Below are 20916 nucleotides of genomic sequence, written 5' to 3'. Positions count from 1 at the left end.
TAATGAGAATGCCGTAGGTTCGCTTTTAATGAAACAGTTTTTATAATTAGAACTTCGTTTTAAAACTAAAGCTATATTTAACTAAAAACCATGTTGTTTTGTTAGTCATTTTAAAATTGGGGTAACACACGATAAAAACTATATTTAATCTATCACAATAAAAACATCAGAATTAGACGCGCTTATTTGTAATAAATATACCTCAAATATAAATATTATCCGTTTTAGAAGAAAATGCCAAGTGTGTTTAAAATTTATTTTTAGATAAAAGGCTATTAATCAAGATTAAAAGACCTAAAGATCCATAGCTTTTATACTTTCTATCCTATTTCTTTCAAGAAATGCATCAATAGTTTCGAAATGCTCAATTACTCGTTGGTCTTTAAATTCAAATACTTTATTGGATAGGCCTTGTAGAAAATCGCGATCGTGAGATACCAAAACCAAAGTACCATCAAAATCTGTTAAGGCTTCTTTTAATACATCTTTAGATTTTAAATCTAAATGGTTAGTAGGCTCATCTAAAATAAGTAAGTTAACGGGCTCTAGTAATAACTTCACCATAGCTAATCTGGTTTTTTCTCCTCCAGAAAGTACACTTACTTTTTTATCGATAGCATCGCCTTTAAACATAAAGCGACCTAAAATGTTTTTTAATTGCTTTCTAACATCACCTTGCGCAATTTCATCAACCGTTTGAAAAATAGTTAAACTTTCATCCAATAATGCGGCTTGGTTTTGTGCAAAATAACCAACCTTAACATTATGCCCTAAAGCACATTCGCCTTCTACTTCTATTTCGTTTAAAATAGCTTTAATCATCGTAGATTTCCCTTCGCCATTTCTTCCAACAAAACAAACTTTTTCACCTCTAGAAATAGACATACTAGCATCTTTAAACACCACATGATTATCGTAAGACTTAGATATTTCCTTTACAATAATTGGATAATCGCCAGAACGTTGCGTTTTAGGGAATCGTAATTTTAAAGCAGACGTATCTATATCATCAATTTCAATAATTTCCAATTTTTCGAGCATACGCTCTCGTGAGTTTACTTGGTTGGTTTTAGAAAAGGTTCCTTTAAAGCGATCTATAAAGGCTTGATTGTCGGCAATAAACTTCTTTTGTTCTTCGAAAGCCTTAATTTGATGTGCGCGACGCTCTTCTCGCAATTGTAAGTAATGCGAATAATTTGCCTTGTAATCGTAAATCTTACCCATAGTAACCTCGATAGTCCTATTAGTAATATTATCAATAAACGCTCTATCATGCGAAATAACCACTACAGCATTCGCTTTATTAAGTAAAAAATCTTCTAACCAAATAACCGATTCTATATCTATATGGTTTGTAGGCTCATCTAATAATATTAAATCTGGCTTTTGAAGCAAAATTTTAACCAACTCGATACGCATACGCCAACCACCACTAAACTCGTTAGTTTGTCTAGTAAAATCTTCTTGCTTAAACCCTAAGCCTTTTAACGCCTTTTCTACTTCGGCATCGTAGTTTACATCTTCAAGGGCATAATATTTCTCTCCTAAATCTGAAACACGCTCAATAATTTTCATGTATTCATCAGACTCATAATCAGTTCGTATTTCTAACTGCTTATTCAAGTCTTCCATTTCGTCGCGCAAAGTAAACACATGACTAAAAGCCTTTGAAGCTTCATCAAAAACAGTGGTATCATCTTCTGTTAATAAATGCTGTGGTAAATAAGCAATTACGGCATCTTTAGGGCACCTAACATTACCGCGAGTTGCATTTTGCACACCTGCAATAATTTTCATCATGGTAGATTTTCCAGCTCCATTTTTCCCCATTAGGGCTATTTTATCATTTTCATTAATAGTAAACGACACATCGCTAAACAAGGTATGCCCACTAAACTCTACTGCTAAATTATCTACTGAAATCATATTATATGTATAAGAAAGCGCAAAACTAACAAAACAGAATCATTAGAAAACATAATAATTTCAAAAAATATATAATGCCTTAGTAGGCCTTTGTAAACATAGCACTCCATATTAAATATATAAAAGCCTACCACTAATAAAACACTAAACAATAGAAGCTATAATTTTTCATTTTACAACTTTAAAGGGAACTAAAAATGCATAATAAAAATGCGGAGAGAAATAAATTTACTCCGGTTTTTTTACTCATGTTTATAAAAGCCTGTTAAAACCTTAAATATCAATACTTTTAATTTTCAAAAAAGAATACAGCACACTATTTGGTAATCAAATATTTAATCGTAAATTTGCAAACTCTTTTTGAAAGAGGAATGTTTAATAATTAAAAAATCAATAGTGTGGACACATTAAGCTACAAAACGATTTCAGCAAACAAAGCTACTGTTAATAAAGAGTGGGTTTTAGTTGATGCTGAAGGTCAAGCGCTTGGTCGTTTAGCTTCTAAAGTTGCAAAACTAATTAGAGGAAAACACAAGCCAAATTTCACACCTCATGTTGATTGTGGAGATAACGTAATTGTTATTAACGCAGACAAAATCACATTATCTGGAAACAAATGGACTGAGAAGTCATACATTCGTCACACCGGATACCCAGGAGGTCAAAAAAGTTTAACTGCTACAGAATTGTACGGAAAAGATCCTGCAAGAGTAGTAGAAAAAGCGGTTAAAGGCATGTTACCTAAAAACAAATTAGGAGCAGCTTTATTTCGCAATTTAACAGTTGTTGTTGGAACAGAGCATGCACATGCAGCTCAAAAGCCGAAAGCAATAAATCTAGAAGAATTTAAATAACATGGAAGTAATTCACAAAATTGGCCGTAGAAAAACGGCTGTTGCGCGCGCTTATGTTGCCCCAGGAAAAGGTAACATTACAATCAATAAAAAAGACTTAGCTAATTATTTTACTACTGCTACTTTACAGTACAAAGTAAAACAACCTTTAGTTTTGACTAACAATGACGCCAACTTTGATATTACAGTTAATGTATATGGAGGTGGTATTACTGGACAAGCAGAAGCTGTTCGTTTAGCTCTTTCACGCGTTATGTGTGAGATAGATGCTGAAAACAGACTTATCTTAAAGCCAGAAGGTTTATTAACAAGAGATCCAAGAATGGTTGAACGTAAGAAATTCGGTCAGAAGAAAGCTCGTAAGAAGTTTCAATTCTCAAAACGTTAATATCCTGGACATGGTTCAGGATCTGTATTACAGATTTTTTTATCATTTTCAAACTATAAAAATAAATTAAAACAGTTATTGTTGTCCGAGTCTGAAAAGGCAGGATTTAGTTTAGCATCTAAATGGTTAAGGCGATTTATAAAATGACCACTTAATCATTGCTATTCAACAGAACGTAAACTATTACAAAATGGCAGTAGAAGTAAAAGAATTACTTGAAGCAGGTGTACACTTTGGACACCTTACACGTAAATGGGACCCTAATATGGCACCTTACGTTTATATGGAGCGTAACGGTATCCATATTATAAACCTTTACAAAACAGCGGCTAAAATTGAAGAAGCTGGAGCAGCACTTGCAAAAATTGCAGCTTCAGGACGTAAAATTTTGTTCGTTGCAACAAAAAAACAAGCAAAAGATATTGTTGCTGAAAAAGCTGGCGAAATTAACATGCCTTACATCACAGAAAGATGGCCAGGTGGAATGTTAACTAACTTTGTTACTATTAGAAAAGCGGTAAAAAAAATGGCTTCTATTGATAGAATGAAGAAAGACGGTACATTCATGACATTGTCTAAAAAAGAGCGTTTACAAGTTGATCGTTTAAGAGCTAAGTTAGAGAAAAACTTAGGTTCTATTACAGATATGACGCGTTTACCAGGTGCTTTATTTGTTGTAGATATTAAGCGTGAGCATATCGCGATTAAAGAAGCTCAAAAATTAAACATTCCTATTTTTGCAATGGTTGATACCAACTCTGACCCACGTCAAGTTGATTATGTAATTCCTGCAAATGACGATGCTTCTAAATCGATTGATAAAATCTTAACGCATGTAGCATCTGCAGTATCTGGTGGATTAGCAGAACGCAAAGCAGAAAAAGACGCTTCGGCATCAGCCAAAGAAGCTCCTAAAGCTAAAGCAGCTCCAGCTAAAAAAGCAGTAGCTGAAGAAGAAGAATAAATAACATTAATACAACAATAATTAAGTCGTTTAATTCTTTTCTTTATAGAAAATTATATTGAACGACTTTTTTAAATTATAACTACTATGAGTACTACAGTAAAAGTTACAGCCCAAGAGGTTAATAAATTAAGACAAGCAACTGGTGCAGGTATGATGGATTGCAAAAAAGCTTTAGTAGAAGCTGAAGGTAATTTTGATAAAGCCATTGAAGTGCTTCGTAAAAAAGGACAAAAAGTAGCTGAAAAAAGAGCCGATAGAGATTCATCTGAAGGTGCAGCTGTTTCTAAAATTAATGCAGACCAAACTGAAGGTGTTGCTATTGTTTTAGGATGTGAAACTGATTTTGTTGGTAAAAACGAAAACTTTTTAGCACTAGCAAACCAATTAGCTGATATTGCTTTAAACACAAGCTCTAAAGATGAGTTTTTAGCTGCCGATTTTGGAGGTATGACTGTTGCAGAAAAACTAGTTGAACAAACTGGTGTTGTTGGTGAAAAATTAGAAATCAACGCTTTTGAGAAATTAGAAGCTGCTTATGTTGGTACTTACGTTCACATTAACAAAATTGCTGCTTTAGTTGGATTAACTGCTAAAGTTGATAACGCTGAGGTTTTAGTTAAAGATGTAGCAATGCAAGTTGCTTCAATGGGTGCATCTTCATTATCTTACAAAGATTTTGATCCTGCATTTGTAGCATCGGAAACTGAAGCTAGAATTGCAGTTATTGAAAAAGATAATATTGAATTAGGACGTTTAGGTAAAACACTTAAAAATGTACCTTCTTATATTTCTATGGCTCAATTAACTCCTGAAGTTATTGCTGAAGCTGAAGAAGCTGCAAAAGCAGAATTAAAAGCTGAAGGTAAACCAGAACAAATCTGGGATAGAATTTTACCAGGAAAAATGGAGCGTTTTATTTCTGATAATACTACTTTAGATCAAGAGCAATGTCTTTTAGATCAAAAGTTTATCAAAGATGAAAAGAAAACTGTTGCAGATTACGTATCTTCTTATGGAGATGTTGAAATTTCAGGTTTCAAACGTGCTTCTGTAGGATAAACTATTCCGCGAAAGCGCAATACTATAAAAATAAAAACCACTATTCTTTAATAAGAGTAGTGGTTTTTTTTTTATGACAAATATTTAATACTTTAGAAAGTAATTATAACCAAAGATAATTTACAAGTGTTTTTCTAAATCACTCAAATTTAATACTTTGCTTTCTTTATGTAATATTAAACGTTCATGATTTATAGACTCGTCCGTTTTTAAGTTTAAAGTATAACCTTTACCTATAATGCTATCAATATTTATACGCTTTTCTATTAAATTAAGTGATGCATATATTCTCATTTTACCCTTAAAATAATACTCTATCGTGTCATTTAACGTCGTTTTATTTTTGGTAATCAATTTGATTTCTTCTTTTTTATATACATCATAATACCCTGTTTTAGAAATAGCTTCAACCTTGACTGACATTAGTGTATTTTTACTCTTAGTTGAAATTTGGTAATCGTTAATCTTATTAACAGGATTAATCAAATATATCTTCTTAGAAAGAAAATCTAAAACAACTCGTTCATATTCCCAAAATAAAGGAATACCTAATAAATTAGAGGCAGATTTATCGATTACATAAGCATCTTTATAAGCAGTATCTCCTACTTTCAAATTAACAAAAACGCTACGCTTTTGTTGATATTTAATATCACTAGAATCTATTTTAACTTCTTTACCTTCACAATTTAAATATGAAAATACACCTTTTGAGCGACCTGCATTAGTAATAGGATATGTATAAGTTTTAGCTAATTGAATACCATCCGTTATATTAAGTATAGAAGCATTACCAGAATCAAATTTTACTTTCTTCTTTTTTCCGTTAAGCTGTATATTAACTTTCCAGCCCATGTTACTTCTAATTAAAGGAATAATTTTTTTATTAGAAATAGAGTTGTCTATAAATGATTTGTCTTGAATAGTCACTTCTCGATTAACCATATCTAAATCCCAGACAAAATTATTGATAACATTGTTACCCAAAATACCTGCAATAGAATCTTGATTAGGAAAGATACCGCAATCACTCCAGGTTTCTTTTGACATAGCTCCATAGCCTATATTTTTTAAATTAAGATCTCCAAAAGAAAGGCTATATAATTTATGTATTGCTACATCTTGTTTTATTGCTTGAGAAGATTTCACATTAAGACTATCAATAGCTTCAGAATTATTATATTTTTCGTGTAAGCTTGTTATATCCATTCCTGTATCAAAAAGCAAATATTTTTCTTCAGAATTAAATATCGTTTTTAAATATAGGTGTCCTGTCTCTGCAACAAAAAAAGGTAGTGTTTGTTTGTGATTGGTATTAGTCCATTCAATAATTGGCTTAACATCATTAACCAATTTATTTTTTTTAAAAGCTCCAATTATCCCAAAGGAGCAAGCAATAATTGATAGCACTAGAATCGACCTACTGTAAATTTTAGTCTTTCTAAAAATAAAACTTATTATTAAACTTAATAATAATGTTGAAACACAAGTCACCATTACATCTAGACCATGCTCTAGCTTTAATGCTAGTATAAAAATCCAAACACAAAATAAGGAGACTAAAATTAAAGTTATAAAGGCTCCGAAAAAACTAAGTGATACCTTCAAAAATTTATTCATAAAATCACAAAAGAAAGCAATATACTACAATAAGACCATGATTTAAACAAATAGACTTATTCCTTTTGAATGATGACTGTATTTAGCAGACACATGCGGGAGCGATAGAAACGGCATCCTTTTTAAAAAATATAAACACTTAATATTATGTAGAACTAAAATTTAACAGGTTACCAAAGTCATTCCTGCATACCAATAACGTTTTAAAAAGATATAGTGGATAGCGCGGTTTTAAGATATTACTTAAACACTTGTCAGCCCTAGGCTGTTTTTCTCTTAGCTTATAAACTTAAAACCCGTCCAAAAAACGCGTTTTATATAAATTCAAAAAATAAAAAAAATGTGTAGCTTTGCCAAAGTTCTAAATCGAAATATAAATAACCGATGAAATACAACAGAATACTTCTAAAATTATCTGGCGAAGCTTTAATGGGAGAGCGCCAATACGGTATAGACCCAGATCGTTTGGCAGAATATGCTCAAGACATAAAAACCATTACCGATAAAGGCATTGAAGTTGCCATAGTTATTGGAGGTGGTAATATTTTTAGAGGTGTTGCTGGAGCAAGTAAAGGTATGGATCGTGTACAAGGCGACCATATGGGCATGCTAGCTACCGTTATTAATGGATTAGCATTACAAGGCGCATTGGAAGATGCCGATATACCTACAAGGTTGCAAACCGCTATTAAAATTAACGAAGTTGCCGAACCATTTATTAGAAGAAAAGCCATGCGCCACCTAGAAAAAGGTCGTGTAGTTATTTTTGGAGGTGGAACAGGAAATCCTTATTTTACTACAGATTCTGCAGCCGTTTTAAGAGCTATAGAAATCGAAGCCGACGTTATTTTAAAAGGCACACGTGTTGATGGTATTTATAACGCCGATCCTGAAAAGGATAATACCGCCGTAAAATTCAACTCTATTTCTTTTGATGATGTTTTAAGAAAAGGTTTAAAGGTTATGGATACCACAGCATTTACTTTAAGTCAAGAAAACAAATTGCCTATTATTGTTTTTGATATGAATAAAAAAGGAAATTTACTTAAAGTAGTTTCTGGAGAAAATATAGGTACAGTTGTAAACGTATAGCTTTTGGCGTAATTTTTGAACCATTTTATATAATTTGAAAAAAGTTTAATACAATGAACGAAGAAATACAATTTATATTAGACAGTACTAAGGAGTCTATGGATAATGCCTTAGCGCATCTAAAAAAACAGTTTTTAAACATTAGAGCAGGTAAAGCTAGTCCTGCCATGTTAGGAAGTGTTATGGTTGATTATTATGGTTCTCAAACACCACTTAGTCAAGTTGCAAATGTAAACACACCAGATGGTAGAACGATAACTGTACAGCCTTGGGAAAAAAATATGCTTCAAGAAATTGAGCGTGGTATTGCTTATGCAAACCTTGGTTTTAACCCAATGAACAATGGCGATACCATTATAATTAATGTACCACCATTAACTGAAGAGCGTCGTAGAGACTTAGCTAAACAAGCAAAATCTGAAGCTGAAGATGCTAAAGTAAGTATTAGAACTGCTAGAAAAGATGCTATGAATGATGTTAAGAAGAATGATGACGTATCGGAAGATTTAAAAAAGAACGCCGAAATAGATATACAACAAATAACAGATATCCACGTTAAAAAAGTCGATGAGCTTTTCGATGTTAAGGAAAAAGAAATAATGACTGTTTAATAAAAAACTTCATTTCAATTTTAAAGGCGGCATTAGGTCGCTTTTTTTTATAAATTATTTAGCTTTTAGCGTTATAACCAATGTTTAAGTATTTTTCGATTTTCTTATTCTTAATAGGCACAACATTAGTGCAAGCGCAATCTTTTAATGAAGAACCTGTAGAGCCAAAACAAGATTCCCTTAACAAGAGAAAGTTGTTAAAAAGCCTTGGGAACGGTTATTTACCATCAAAATACTTTGATGCCGATTTAAGATATTTAATAAAATACAACCAATACGAAGGCGTAAGAACGGGTTTAGGTGTTGTTACGAACAATGCATTTTCTGAAAGATACAGATTAAACTCTTATGCGGTTTATGGTTTTAGAGACCATCGTTTTAAATATAGCTTAGGTGGTGGCATTAGACTTGCCGAACAAACAAATACTTGGTTAAATCTAGCCTACACAGACGACTTACAGGAAACAGGAAGCACAAAGTTTTTAACGGACAAACGCTTTTTTCAATTTTTCGAACCTCGTCTTTTAAACATCAGTCTATTCCATAAACATATTACAAAATCTATAGCCCTAGAGCACGAAATAAGTCATAAATGGCTTGCAGAAACAGAGTTAACTACAAGTAAAATAGATCCTACTTACGCCTATGGTTTCAATGTTAACGGCAATTCTTATCAAAATTTCGATATTACTTCAGCTAAAATAGCATTACAATGGAGCCCTTTTAACACCTTAAAAACTGCAGAAAACAAAAAACAGATTACCCACGAAGGCTATCCAAAATTCTCTTTTCAATACACCAAAAGTTTAAAAAATGTTTTGGGAGGCGATTTTAATTTTTCTAAACTAGATTTTAGGACCCTATGTTACATTGGCGATAAAAAGAATGCTTTTTCAGAATTAACAATCGTATCTGGATTAGCCTTTGGAGAAATTCCGCTAACACACCTTTACCACGCCTACCCTAACAACATTACAAAAGAGAAAATTCTCCAACGCTTCTCGGTAGCTGGATTAAACAGTTTTGAAACTATGTTTTTTAACGAGTTCTTTTCTGATAGATTTACTACTTTTCAATTTAAACATTTCTTGAAACCTTTTAATATTTCTAAAAGTTACCAACCGCAATTGGTATTGATAACACGCTATGCAATTGGCGACATGAAATTTCCAGAAAGACATGAAAATATAACTTTCGATTCCTTAGAAAAAGGCTATACCGAATCTGGTTTTGAGCTTAATAAATTACTTTTTGGCTTTGGTTTAAGCTTTACTTATAGATATGGCGCTTATCATTTACCAAGTATTGACGATAATGTTGCATTTAAATTTACATTTAACATTTCTTTATAAATAAGCCCAATACATGGCAATTAAAAGCATAGCAATAGCTAAGCAACTATTTAATTTTGAATACAGACATAACTGTATCAAATTAATAGGTTTATTTTAATTGTTAACAGGTATTACCCTTGTTTTTTCTACCTTTGCGAATCTTTTTTACTAAGGCATGTTTAAACTTTTTACAAAGAATTTTTGGGACGTTACGGCAAATTTAATTTTACGTAACAAAATTGGTATTTTAATAGGTATTGTTATCACTACCGTATTGTTAGCTCAGAAATGGGACAACATGCGTTTAGCCTATAGCGAAGCTAATATGTTACCAGACCACCATGAGGTAAACATTACTTACAATAAGTTTCTTGAAACTTTTGGTGAAGAGGGTAATCTTATTGTTCTTGGTGTAAAAGACACCACTCTTTTTACTGTTGAAAAGCTAAATGCTTGGAATAACCTTTCGGAATATTTTAAGAAAAGTGACGCAGTAGAAACTGTCATTTCTATAAAAGATCTTCAAAAGCTTATAAAAGATACTGAAAATGAAAAATTCCTATTAGAGCCTTTTATTAAAGATTCTATAACCAGCATAGCTCAAATTGAGACCTTACAAACCGAGCTGTTTGAAAAATATCCTTTTTACGATAATTTTTTATTTAATAAAGACACTAAAACCATACGTACGGCTATTTACATGGATAAAGCCATTGTAAATACATCTGCAAGAAAAGATTTTATAGTTGATGTCTTAATTCCTAAAATTAAAGGTTTTGAAGAGCAATATAACGTAGATGTTAGAATGTCTGGTATGCCGTATATCAGAACACTAAACTCTCAAAATATAGTAGATGAAATTAGCACTTTCATTTTAGCTGCTTTATTAGTGACTTCGTTAATTTTCTTTTTCTTTTTTAGATCGTTTAGGGCTACGTTAATTTCTATGATTGTGGTTTGCATTGGTGTTATGTGGACTTTAGGAATTATTGGCTTTTTAAATTACGAAGTATCGGTTTTAACAGCCTTAATTCCGCCGTTAATTATTGTAATTGGTATTCCTAATTGTATTTTCTTAATTAATAAATACCAGCATGAAGTAAAGCTGCATGGTAATAAAATAAAATCGTTACAGCGTGTTATTACCAAAATTGGTAATGCTACGTTAATGACCAATGTTACTACTGCATCTGGTTTTGCAACCTTTATATTAACCGAGAGTAAACTTTTAAAGGAGTTTGGTGTTGTTGCTTCGTTAAGCATATTAGCCATTTTTATTCTGTGCTTACTAATAATCCCAATTATATATAGCTTTTTACCTTATCCAAAAGATCGTCACTTAGAGCATCTTAATAAACGTTGGATTGGTGGTTTTGTAGACTGGATGGAGCTCATGGTGAGAAAAAAACGAATTGCTATTTATATAATATCTGTTGTATTACTAGTGGTCAGTATTATTGGTATTTACCAAATTAAAACATCTGGGAGTTTAATTGAAGATATGCCACAGGAGTCGGAGTTTGTAAATGACATCAGGTTTTTTGAGAATGAATTTAATGGTATTATGCCGTTGGAAATCATGATAGATACCAAGCGCAAAAAGGGTGTTATGAAACTGTCTACCTTAAAACGCATGGAGGAACTTGAAGAATTAATTTACGAAACTCCAGAGTTATCAAAACCAATCTCGGTAGTTGGTTTAGTAAAATATTCTAAGCAAGCCTATTATAATGGCAATACAAAGTACTATCAACTCCCAACTTCGCAAGAAAACAGTTTTATTTTATCGTATGCCAAAAACTCAACATCCAATGTCGATTTACTTAAAAACTTTGTAGATAGTACTGGGCAATACGGCCGTATTACAACCTTTATGAAAGATATTGGTACCGATAAAATGGAACGTATTGAAGAAAACCTTCAAACTAAAATAGATAAAGTTTTCCCAAAAGAACGTTATGATGTTATCATGACCGGAAAAGCATTATTATTCCAAAAAGGCACAAAATACCTGGTAAAAAACTTAGTAATATCCTTAACCCTAGCCATTGTATTAATTGCCATATTTATGGCTTATATGTTCCGTTCTGGCAGGATGATTATTGTATCGTTAATACCAAATTTATTACCCCTATTAATAACAGCCGGTTTAATGGGCTATTTAGGCGTTCCAATAAAACCTTCAACCATACTTGTATTTAGTATTGCTTTTGGTATTTCGGTAGATGATACCATTCACTTTTTGGCTAAATACAGACAAGAGCTTCAAGCTAATAACTGGAAAATTAAAGTTTCTGTTTATGGCGCTTTACGCGAAACTGGTGTAAGTATGTTTTATACTTCCATTGTATTGTTTTTTGGTTTCTCGGTATTTACCATTTCTAGTTTTGGTGGTACGGTAGCTCTAGGTGCTTTAGTTTCTGCAACATTGCTATTTGCTATGTTATCAAATTTACTACTACTACCTTCTCTGTTATTGTCGCTAGAGCGCAGTATAGCTAATAAGGAGGTGCTTAGGGAACCTACAATAAATATTATTCCTGAAGAGGACGAATCTGAAGCATAAAATTTTAACAGTAATATTTTACAATTTAGCCTAATAGCTAACAGTAATAATATTTGAAAATTTTATATTTACATTATAAATTTTTCAATATGCAATTAAGAACTGTTTCAGAATTACTAACACAAGATATAATAATCCCAGAAGTAGAAATTAAAGGTTGGGTAAGAACCTTTAGAGCCAATCGCTTTATAGCTTTAAACGATGGATCCACTATTAACAATATACAATGTGTAGTTGATTTCGAAAATTTTGATGAAGCACTATTAAAAAGAGTAACAACTGGCGCAGCCATTCATGTAAAAGGTGAATTGGTTGAAAGCCAAGGTAAAGGCCAAAATGTTGAAATAAAAGTTAGTGCTTTAACTGTTTTAGGTGATTCCGATCCGGAAACCTACCCTATTCAACCTAAAAAACACTCGTTCGAGTTTTTACGTGAAAACGCACATTTACGTACTAGAACAAATACTTTTAGTGCGGTAATGCGTTTACGTTCTGCCTTATCATTTGCTATTCATAAATATTTTAATGACAACGGATTTTACTATATGCACGCCCCTATTATTACAGGAAGTGATGCCGAAGGTGCCGGCGAAATGTTTAAAGTTACAAACCTAGATGCCAAAAACCCACCTTTAAATGATGAAGGTAACATCGATTACTCCAAAGATTTTTTTGGTAAAGAAACCAACTTAACGGTTTCTGGTCAATTAGAGGCTGAAACTTACGCCATGTCTTTAGGTAAGGTCTATACTTTTGGACCTACATTTAGAGCTGAAAACTCCAATACATCACGCCATTTAGCAGAATTCTGGATGATTGAACCAGAAGTTGCTTTTATGGACCTTGCAGGCAATATGGATTTAGCTGAAGACTTTATGAAATCGGTTATAACTTATGTTTTAGATAACAATCGTGAAGATTTAGAGTTTTTAGATAAACGTCTTCAAGATGAAGAAAAAACAAAACCGCAAGCCGAACGTAGCGAAATGTCTTTAATTGAAAAATTAAATTTCGTTACCGATAACAATTTTAAACGCGTTAGCTACACAGAAGCTATTGATATCCTTAGAAATTCGAAACCAAATAAGAAAAAGAAATTTAAATATCTTATTGATGAATGGGGAACAGATTTACAAAGTGAGCATGAACGTTTTTTAGTTGAAAAACACTTTAAATGTCCTGTTATTTTGTTTGATTACCCAGCAAACATAAAAGCGTTTTACATGCGTTTAAATGACGATGGAAAAACGGTTCGTGCTATGGACATCCTTTTCCCTGGAATTGGAGAAATAGTTGGAGGAGCGCAACGTGAAGAACGTTTGGATGTTTTAAAAGAACGTATGGCAGCTATAAACATTCCAGAAGAAGAACTTTGGTGGTACCTCGATTTACGTAAATTTGGTACGGCAGTGCATTCTGGATTCGGACTAGGTTTTGAGCGTTTGGTAATGTTTGCAACAGGCATGAGTAACATTAGAGATGTTATTCCTTTCCCTAGAACCCCGCAAAATGCCGAATTTTAAAAAGTATCTTTGTAAAAGTCAAACTTATAATACTTTGGGTATACTAATCCCTTTTTATATATTTGAGTAACAACCTTAAATCAGAATATGCTTAAACAATTTTTACAATTTAAATTATCTCAAAAACTGTCGCCACAGCAAATTCAGTTAATGAAATTGATACAGCTACCTACGCAAGCTTTTGAGCAACGTTTAAAGCAAGAATTAGAAGAAAACCCTGCTTTAGAAGGCGGAAAAGAGGAAAGTAACGACGAACTAGATTCTGATTTTGATAACACAACAGACGATTACGAGGACAATGACTCTATAAATGCAGAGGACATTAATGTTGACGAATATTTGAGTGACGATGAAATTCCAGATTACAGAACTCAAGTAAACAACTACAGTAGCGACGATGAAGAAAAAACAATGCCGTATGCCGCGGGAACATCATTTACTCAACATTTAGTTAGCCAATTAAATACCTATAGACTATCTGACGAAGAGCGTGATATTGCCGAATTCTTAGTAGGAAGTGTTGGCGAAAGCGGATACATAAGACGAGAAATAAGTGATATTGTAGACGATTTAGCATTTACACAAAGTGTTTACACCACAGAAGAGCAAGTGGCGAAAGTGTTAAAAATTGTGCATCAATTAGATCCAGCTGGTGTTGGCGCTAGAAACTTACAAGAATGCTTAAGTATTCAATTACATAGAAAAGAAAAAACGGCAGATACCGAATTAGCTATTAATATTATCGATAATGCCTTCGATCAGTTTACCAAAAAGCATTACAAAAAGTTACTTAATAAATTCAATATTACCGAAACCCAGTTAAAAGATGCCATTAATGAAATTGAGCATTTAAACCCAAAACCAGGAGGATCTTACGCTGGAAACAATAGAATTGTAGAACACGTTGTTCCAGATTTTGCTATTAAAATTGTGGATGGCGAATTAGAGTTAACACTTAACGGACGTAATGCTCCAGAGCTTCATGTATCAAGAGAGTACAACAACATGCTTAAAGGCTATAAAGATGCTAAGGACAAGTCTAAATCTCAAAAAGATGCCGTTATATTCATTAAACAAAAGTTAGATGCTGCCAAGTGGTTTATTGAAGCTATAAAACAACGCCAACAGACCTTATTTGTAACTATGAGTGCTATTATGCACTACCAAAAAGAGTACTTTCTTACTGGCGATGAACGTAACTTAAAACCCATGATACTTAAAGATATTGCAGATGAAATTCATATGGATGTATCTACCGTATCAAGAGTAGCAAATAGTAAATATGTTGATACACCTTATGGTACTAAATTAATAAAAGAGTTCTTTTCTGAATCTATGAAAAACGATCAGGGTGAAGACGTTTCTACAAGAGAAATAAAGAAAATCCTTGAGACGGTTGTTGAAGAAGAAAACAAGAAAAAGCCCTTAACTGATGAGAATTTAGCTGGAATTTTAAAAGATAAAGGTTATCCAATTGCTAGAAGAACGGTTGCAAAATATAGAGAACAACTAGATATACCTGTAGCGCGTTTACGTAAAAAAATATAATGGATAGACTACTAAAGAGTATATCATATATTTTTCATCCTTTAGTAATGCCGCTATTCGGGGTAGTTTATTATTTTTCAATCTCTCCAAGATATTTTCCTGAAGAAATTATACAAGCAAAATTCGTAGCGCTTTTTATACTTACAATAATATTGCCCCTTTTACTGTATTTAATACTTAAATTAATAGGTATAGTAAATACCGTTAACCTTGAAACTACCAAGGAACGTATATACCCATTACTACTAAATAGTGTTGTTGTTATAATCGTATTAAAAAAAATACTCACACCTTCACAATCTCCAGAACTCTACTTTTTCTTTGTGGGTATACTTATATCTAATATAGCCTGTTTATTACTTGCTGTAATGAAGTTTAAGGCAAGTATTCATATGATTGCTATTACCGGAGTATTTATGTTTTTTATAGCCCTTAGCATTCATTTTAGCATTAATTTAAACGATACACTAATTTTTATGGCTGTAAGTACAGGTGCAGTTGCTACTTCTCGACTTCATCTAAAAGCACATTCTTATATAGAATTAATAATTGGATCGTTTATTGGCCTTATTCCGCAGTTAATTTTAGTTACGTATTGGTTATAATTAGGTTTACAGTTTATCTTTCCAAGGTTTAACAAAAAAGCCTGCTAATTTACCTTCAGAATCCAAAAACCGAACGTATTTCAACATCAGAACCCAATTCAAAATAACCTCTAAACCTATATATTTGATAACTTGATCCTTTTTAATTTCCTCTAAAGAATAAAACTCTAAATCCTTATAATCTCCCAAAAGTCCTTTAATTTTAGCATAAGTAGATTTTTGTAGTGTTTCATTTAACCCTGTAACCATTCTTATACTTGCTTCGCTTTCAGTCAACTTATAAAAACCACCAGCTTTTTGAGCTTTAAGGATTCTATCTGATAGATTTTCAACATAATCAACTTGCTCCTCAGAAGCAGAAACTGATACTTCTTCTTGTGCTTTAGTTTTGTTTTGACAGCTTGTTAATAATGAAATTATAAGTAAACCAATAAAAATCAGATTTTTCATAAGCCTATTTATATTTAAAGAATATAAAACATTAAACCAATTTTAATAGCGTTGGTATCTATAGCCTCCCCACCAATTTTAGCTTCATTGGTAAAAATAGGGTTTAAAGCATAATACAAATAAAAATTCCAAGTGCTATATCCCGCACTCAAAGTAAACCCATATTGTAAGGAATTAAAATCATCAATATTGTTATATTTAAAATCATCCGTATCACCTAAATGCTTGGTGGTATTACTAAACACATAACCCACCTTAAAACCTGTGTAAATACGCCAGAAGTTATATTCGGTTGGTGTAGATGTGCGCCACCTAAACTCTATAGGCATTTCTATTAAATGTGTAGAGAATTTATTTTTAGTGTAAGTATCACTATCTTCTAATATGCTGTATTCAAAACCACCCAAACCATCATTGGCGATTAATAAGTTTTGATTAAAGGAGTTCGCAGAATATCCTAAACCTATTCCAATAGCTACATTTCTTTTAGCATTAATAGGCATATCTTTAATAAAACCTAAATGGAAACCTAACGAAAATCCACTTTGACTAAGACCATCTGGTATTTGGCCTAATAAGTTATAAGTAACTCCGGCATAAAACTGGTCTTCCTTATAAAGCGAATCCACCTCCTTTTCGGTACTCTCTTGAGCAAAACTAAAGGTGACAGTGCATATAAAAAGCAAAATAGCAACAAAATACTTCATTAACGTTTATTAATTTAGTAGTAAAAGTAATGAAAATAAAAAGGCGTTTTGATATATCAAAACGCCTTTTTTATAAAATTAAGAATGTAAATTTAATTGTTACCCAATACACTACCCTTTTTAGTGGTATAGTTTATTTTAAGTGCATTAACTTTACGTAACTCTTGTTTAATATCGCCAATTAATCCCATATTAGCATCACTATCAACTTTTAAAGCTGTAGTTAAATATGGTACTAATTCTTCACGTTTCGAAGCGCGTTCGGCAGCAATAAACGATGCAATCTCTTTAACATCAGCAAATTTATCATTTAATTGAATTTTTGCCGAACTTCCGTATTGCTTATAGTTTTCACTTGGTTTACCTGCATAAATATACATTACCAAATCTTTTTTATCTAGCTTTTCAACTTGATCGGCAAACGGTAAATTATTTTCAATCATTAGAGTGTTTTGCCTCATAACTGTGGCCACCATAAAGAAGAATAATAACATAAATACAATATCAGGAAGTGATGCTGTATTAACCGCCGGCATCTCGCCACTTTTTTTCTTATTAAATTTAGACATGTTTTATAAATGTTAAATTATTCTTGTACTTCTGAAAGCTTTTGAGGATAGTCAGCTTTAATCTTGTCTATCTTTTCTTTAAGCTTCTCTTTATTTCCAGGCCAATTTACATCTTTATAATCCGCTTCCATTTGTGTAAACGGCATATTATATAAAGCCTGGGCTCTTGCATCTCTCAACTCATTATAAGCCGCAACCAATTCGTTTTGAACAGATATGTAAGTTTTGTAAGTTGTTTCTCTATTATTTGCTAAGGAAATAATGGCTTTATCAGGATTATCAGATGATGCGGGATCTTTAGCCCCTTTACAATAAGAACAAGACTTATCTCCTCCATTATCTAAAAATTCTTTAGCTGCTAATCTTAAATCTTTAAGTTCCATGATTTCATCTTCAACAAGTAACTGATCTTTACCATTTAATAACACGGTAAAAATGTTTTTTTGTTTGATGACAACATCTTCTTCAGACTCTTCCATCGGAGGAAGTTTACGGTTAATACCCGAATCCGTTTCAATGGTTGTTGTTACCAAGAAAAATATAAGTAATAAGAAAGCAATGTCGGCCATTGAGCCTGCATTTACTTCTGGTGCTGCTCTTTTTGCCATAACTTATTTATTTAAGATTTTTTTTACTCCTCCTAGTAACATAGATCCGATAGCTACAACAGCTAATGCGTAAAATGCATACAATCCAGCTCCTACTGTTTTAGAAGTTCCTTCATCTACATCTAAACCTTTATCTGTAAAAGGTTTTAAATCTAAATCTGTACCAGAAGATATTGCGTAAGACACAAATATAACTGCGGCAAATGCACCAACAGTAATTAATGTCTTTTTAATATCGCCAGCAAACAAACCTTTAATAACAAATATTACTACCAATGCTAATACTATTCCTAGTACTGCATAAGCAACGTAGAGTAAGTTTCCACTCATACCTAAAGCAGATTCCTCATCTCCAGCTATTATTAAAAGAACAATAATTGCTCCAATAATAGCTAAGGCGAAAGCCACTATTTTTAAAATTTTATGTAAACCCATTTTTTGTTTTTTTAAATTATTACTTTTTGTGTCTGATTAATAGATCCATTAACGTAATAGAAGCATCTTCCATATCGTTAACAATACTATCAATTTTAGCAATAATATAATTGTAAAAAATTTGAAGTATAATAGCTACTACTAAACCAAATACAGTTGTTAAAAGTGCTACTTTAATACCACCTGCAACAAGTGATGGTTGCATATCTCCTGCAGCTTCAATTTTATCGAATGCTTGAATCATACCAATTACCGTTCCCATGAAACCAAGCATTGGTGCTAAAGCGATAAATAAAGAAATCCAAGATACGTTTTTCTCTAATTGTCCCATTTGAACTCCACCGTAAGCTACAACAGCTTTTTCAGCAGCTTCAATACCTTCATCAGTTCTGTCTAAACCTTGGTAGTAAATAGAAGCAATAGGTCCTTTTGTATTTCTACAAACTTCCTTTGCTGCTTCAATACCTCCAGAAGCTAAAGCATCTTCAACAGATTGAGCTAATTTTTTTGTATTTGTTGTAGAAAGGTTTAAAAAGATAATTCTTTCAATAGCAATTGCCAAACCTAGAATTAAACATAAAAGTACAATACCCATAAATCCGGCACCTCCTTCAATAAAACGCTTCTTTAAATTTTGATGGAACGAAAGCTCTGCAGCTGGCGTCTCATCTTGTGTCATTGTTGTAACCGTAGTTACAGCTGTACTAGTGTTTGCAATTGTAGTTGCATTAGCAGTTCCGAATGCCACCATTAAAGTTATGGCTAGGATAGAAAATAATCTTTTCATGTTGTACGATCTTAATTTTATTAGTTAAAGTGTTAAAGATATAAAAAAAAAGCAATTAAAAATAAAAAATATGAGCAGAGAGGAAGGGATTCGAACCCTCGATACGCTATTAACGCATACACGCTTTCCAAGCGTGCGCCTTAAGCCACTCGGCCACCTCTCTATAATCAATCTCTAATTACGGGGCTCAAATAACAAAAAAAACTTTAAAGGATAAAATATTTACTGTTATTTTTAACTCATCTCACCACGTAATGCTGTTTCATATTTGGTTTTGAATGTGTTAGCCGAAATATTTTTACTCAATAAATACATCAATTTAGCTATGGCCGCCTCTGTAGTCATGTCTTTTCCGGATATCACTCCTATTTTTTTTAATGCACTACTTGTTTCATAATGCCCCATAAGCACACTTCCGCCCGCACATTGTGTTACATTTACAATATATATACCTTTTAATATGGCGTCGTTTAACAAATTAATAAACCATGGTTCTGTGGTACAATTACCAGCCCCAAAAGTTTCAATAATAACTGCTTTTAAGCCCGAAACATTAAAAATAGTTTCTAAAACGACTTTTGATATACCGGGATACAGCCTTACAACTGCAATATTTTCATCTAATTTTTTATTAACCTTAAGTTGTTTTGCTTCATTTGGTTTTAATAAATGCTCTTTATTAATTTTTAAATGCACACCTGATTCAGCTAAATCGGGATAATTAGAGGATACAAATGCCTGAAAATGTTCAGCATTTAATTTTGTAGTTCTATTACCTCGATATAGTTTATACTCAAAATACAAACACACCTCTTTAACTACGGGCTTTGCTTCGCTTTGTAATGAAGCCACCTGAATAGACGTTATTAAATTCTCTTTAGCATCGGTTCTTAAATCCCCTATTGGCAACTGAGACCCAGTAAACACAACTGGTTTCGCTAAGTTTTCGAGCATAAAACTTAATGCTGAAGCCGAATAACTCATGGTATCGCTTCCGTGAAGGATAACAAAACCATCAAAATCTTGATAATTGGTTTCTATAATTTCGGCTATTTGAACCCAATATTTAGGTTGCATGTCGCTTGAATCAATGGGGATTTTAAAAGACACTGTATCAATATCGCAATCTAACAATTGTAATTCGGGGATTCTATCTAATAAATTTTTAAAATTGAAAGCTTTTAAAGATCCAGTTTTAAAATCCTTAACCATCCCTATTGTACCTCCTGTATATATAAGAAGAATTTTTACCTTAGATTTTATCATT

General features: G+C 32.4%; 20 protein-coding genes and 1 tRNA gene. 11 read left to right on the top strand and 10 right to left on the bottom strand.

Annotation, left to right across the window (positions count from 1 at the left end):
- Positions 1-294: 294 nt before the first annotated feature.
- Complete coding sequence (locus tag HNQ90_RS02525) at positions 295-1926, bottom strand: ABC-F family ATP-binding cassette domain-containing protein (RefSeq protein ID WP_144115071.1); 1632 nt, start codon at positions 1924-1926, stop codon at positions 295-297.
- 398 nt (positions 1927-2324) lie between these two features.
- Here HNQ90_RS02525 and rplM point away from each other — a divergent pair, with 398 nt between their 5' ends.
- The 4 genes from rplM (at position 2325) to tsf (ending at position 5194) form a co-directional block, all read left to right on the top strand.
- The gene (gene rplM, locus HNQ90_RS02520; RefSeq protein ID WP_144115070.1) at positions 2325-2780 is read left to right on the top strand and encodes a 50S ribosomal protein L13; all 456 of its coding nucleotides are present in this window, start codon (positions 2325-2327) and stop codon (positions 2778-2780) included.
- Position 2781: 1 nt separating this feature from the next.
- Positions 2782-3168 carry a 30S ribosomal protein S9 gene (rpsI, locus tag HNQ90_RS02515; protein WP_144115069.1) on the top strand — a complete coding sequence of 129 codons (387 nt, stop codon included), beginning with the start codon at positions 2782-2784 and terminating at the stop codon, positions 3166-3168.
- Between the two features lie 190 nt (positions 3169-3358).
- The gene (gene rpsB, locus HNQ90_RS02510) at positions 3359-4132 is read left to right on the top strand and encodes a 30S ribosomal protein S2 (protein ID WP_144115068.1); all 774 of its coding nucleotides are present in this window, start codon (positions 3359-3361) and stop codon (positions 4130-4132) included.
- A gap of 87 nt (positions 4133-4219) precedes the next feature.
- Complete coding sequence (tsf, locus tag HNQ90_RS02505; protein ID WP_144115067.1) at positions 4220-5194, top strand: translation elongation factor Ts; 975 nt, start codon at positions 4220-4222, stop codon at positions 5192-5194.
- A gap of 120 nt (positions 5195-5314) precedes the next feature.
- Here tsf and HNQ90_RS02500 read toward each other — a convergent pair whose 3' ends face one another.
- Positions 5315-6802, bottom strand: a complete 1488-nt coding sequence (locus HNQ90_RS02500; RefSeq protein WP_144115066.1) for a hypothetical protein — start codon at positions 6800-6802, stop codon at positions 5315-5317.
- Between the two features lie 396 nt (positions 6803-7198).
- On the opposite strand from HNQ90_RS02500, the gene pyrH reads away from it, so the two are divergent.
- From pyrH to HNQ90_RS02465, 7 genes are all read left to right on the top strand, one after another.
- Entirely contained in the window at positions 7199-7906 is a 708-nt protein-coding gene (pyrH, locus tag HNQ90_RS02495) for a UMP kinase (protein WP_144115065.1), read from the top strand.
- 53 nt (positions 7907-7959) lie between these two features.
- Positions 7960-8517 carry a ribosome recycling factor gene (frr, locus tag HNQ90_RS02490; RefSeq protein WP_144115064.1) on the top strand — a complete coding sequence of 186 codons (558 nt, stop codon included), beginning with the start codon at positions 7960-7962 and terminating at the stop codon, positions 8515-8517.
- A gap of 80 nt (positions 8518-8597) precedes the next feature.
- Positions 8598-9869: a hypothetical protein gene (locus HNQ90_RS02485; RefSeq protein WP_172625806.1), complete on the top strand. Its 1272-nt coding sequence runs from the start codon at positions 8598-8600 to the stop codon at positions 9867-9869.
- A gap of 157 nt (positions 9870-10026) precedes the next feature.
- On the top strand, positions 10027-12417 hold the full coding sequence (locus HNQ90_RS02480; RefSeq protein ID WP_144115063.1) for an efflux RND transporter permease subunit: 2391 nt from the start codon (positions 10027-10029) through the stop codon (positions 12415-12417).
- Positions 12418-12506: 89 nt separating this feature from the next.
- Complete coding sequence (gene asnS, locus HNQ90_RS02475; RefSeq protein WP_144115062.1) at positions 12507-13940, top strand: asparagine--tRNA ligase; 1434 nt, start codon at positions 12507-12509, stop codon at positions 13938-13940.
- An 87-nt stretch (positions 13941-14027) separates the two neighbouring features.
- Positions 14028-15488, top strand: a complete 1461-nt coding sequence (gene rpoN, locus HNQ90_RS02470; protein WP_144115061.1) for an RNA polymerase factor sigma-54 — start codon at positions 14028-14030, stop codon at positions 15486-15488.
- Positions 15488-16093, top strand: coding sequence for a hypothetical protein (locus tag HNQ90_RS02465; protein ID WP_172625805.1), 606 nt, complete (start codon positions 15488-15490; stop codon positions 16091-16093). The genes rpoN and HNQ90_RS02465 overlap by 1 nt, the downstream gene beginning before the upstream one ends.
- A gap of 6 nt (positions 16094-16099) precedes the next feature.
- Here HNQ90_RS02465 and HNQ90_RS02460 read toward each other — a convergent pair whose 3' ends face one another.
- From HNQ90_RS02460 to HNQ90_RS02425, 8 genes are all read right to left on the bottom strand, one after another.
- On the bottom strand, positions 16100-16543 hold the full coding sequence (locus HNQ90_RS02460) for a hypothetical protein (protein WP_144115060.1): 444 nt from the start codon (positions 16541-16543) through the stop codon (positions 16100-16102).
- A 14-nt stretch (positions 16544-16557) separates the two neighbouring features.
- The gene (locus HNQ90_RS02455; RefSeq protein WP_144115059.1) at positions 16558-17250 is read right to left on the bottom strand and encodes a porin family protein; all 693 of its coding nucleotides are present in this window, start codon (positions 17248-17250) and stop codon (positions 16558-16560) included.
- A 92-nt stretch (positions 17251-17342) separates the two neighbouring features.
- On the bottom strand, positions 17343-17819 hold the full coding sequence (locus tag HNQ90_RS02450) for an ExbD/TolR family protein (protein WP_144115058.1): 477 nt from the start codon (positions 17817-17819) through the stop codon (positions 17343-17345).
- A 17-nt stretch (positions 17820-17836) separates the two neighbouring features.
- Entirely contained in the window at positions 17837-18427 is a 591-nt protein-coding gene (locus tag HNQ90_RS02445; RefSeq protein WP_144115057.1) for an ExbD/TolR family protein, read from the bottom strand.
- Between the two features lie 3 nt (positions 18428-18430).
- Positions 18431-18862, bottom strand: coding sequence for a hypothetical protein (locus HNQ90_RS02440; protein WP_144115056.1), 432 nt, complete (start codon positions 18860-18862; stop codon positions 18431-18433).
- A gap of 19 nt (positions 18863-18881) precedes the next feature.
- Positions 18882-19649, bottom strand: coding sequence for a MotA/TolQ/ExbB proton channel family protein (locus HNQ90_RS02435; RefSeq protein WP_144115055.1), 768 nt, complete (start codon positions 19647-19649; stop codon positions 18882-18884).
- 75 nt (positions 19650-19724) lie between these two features.
- Positions 19725-19812, bottom strand: a tRNA-Ser gene (locus HNQ90_RS02430).
- Positions 19813-19883: 71 nt separating this feature from the next.
- Entirely contained in the window at positions 19884-20915 is a 1032-nt protein-coding gene (locus tag HNQ90_RS02425; protein ID WP_172625804.1) for an asparaginase, read from the bottom strand.
- Position 20916: the final 1 nt, after the last annotated feature.

Source organism: Algibacter amylolyticus, assembly GCF_014202225.1.
In the GTDB taxonomy this organism is placed as follows: Bacteria; Bacteroidota; Bacteroidia; order Flavobacteriales; family Flavobacteriaceae; genus Algibacter_B; species Algibacter_B amylolyticus.
This window is presented reverse-complemented; position numbering and strand designations above follow the sequence as displayed.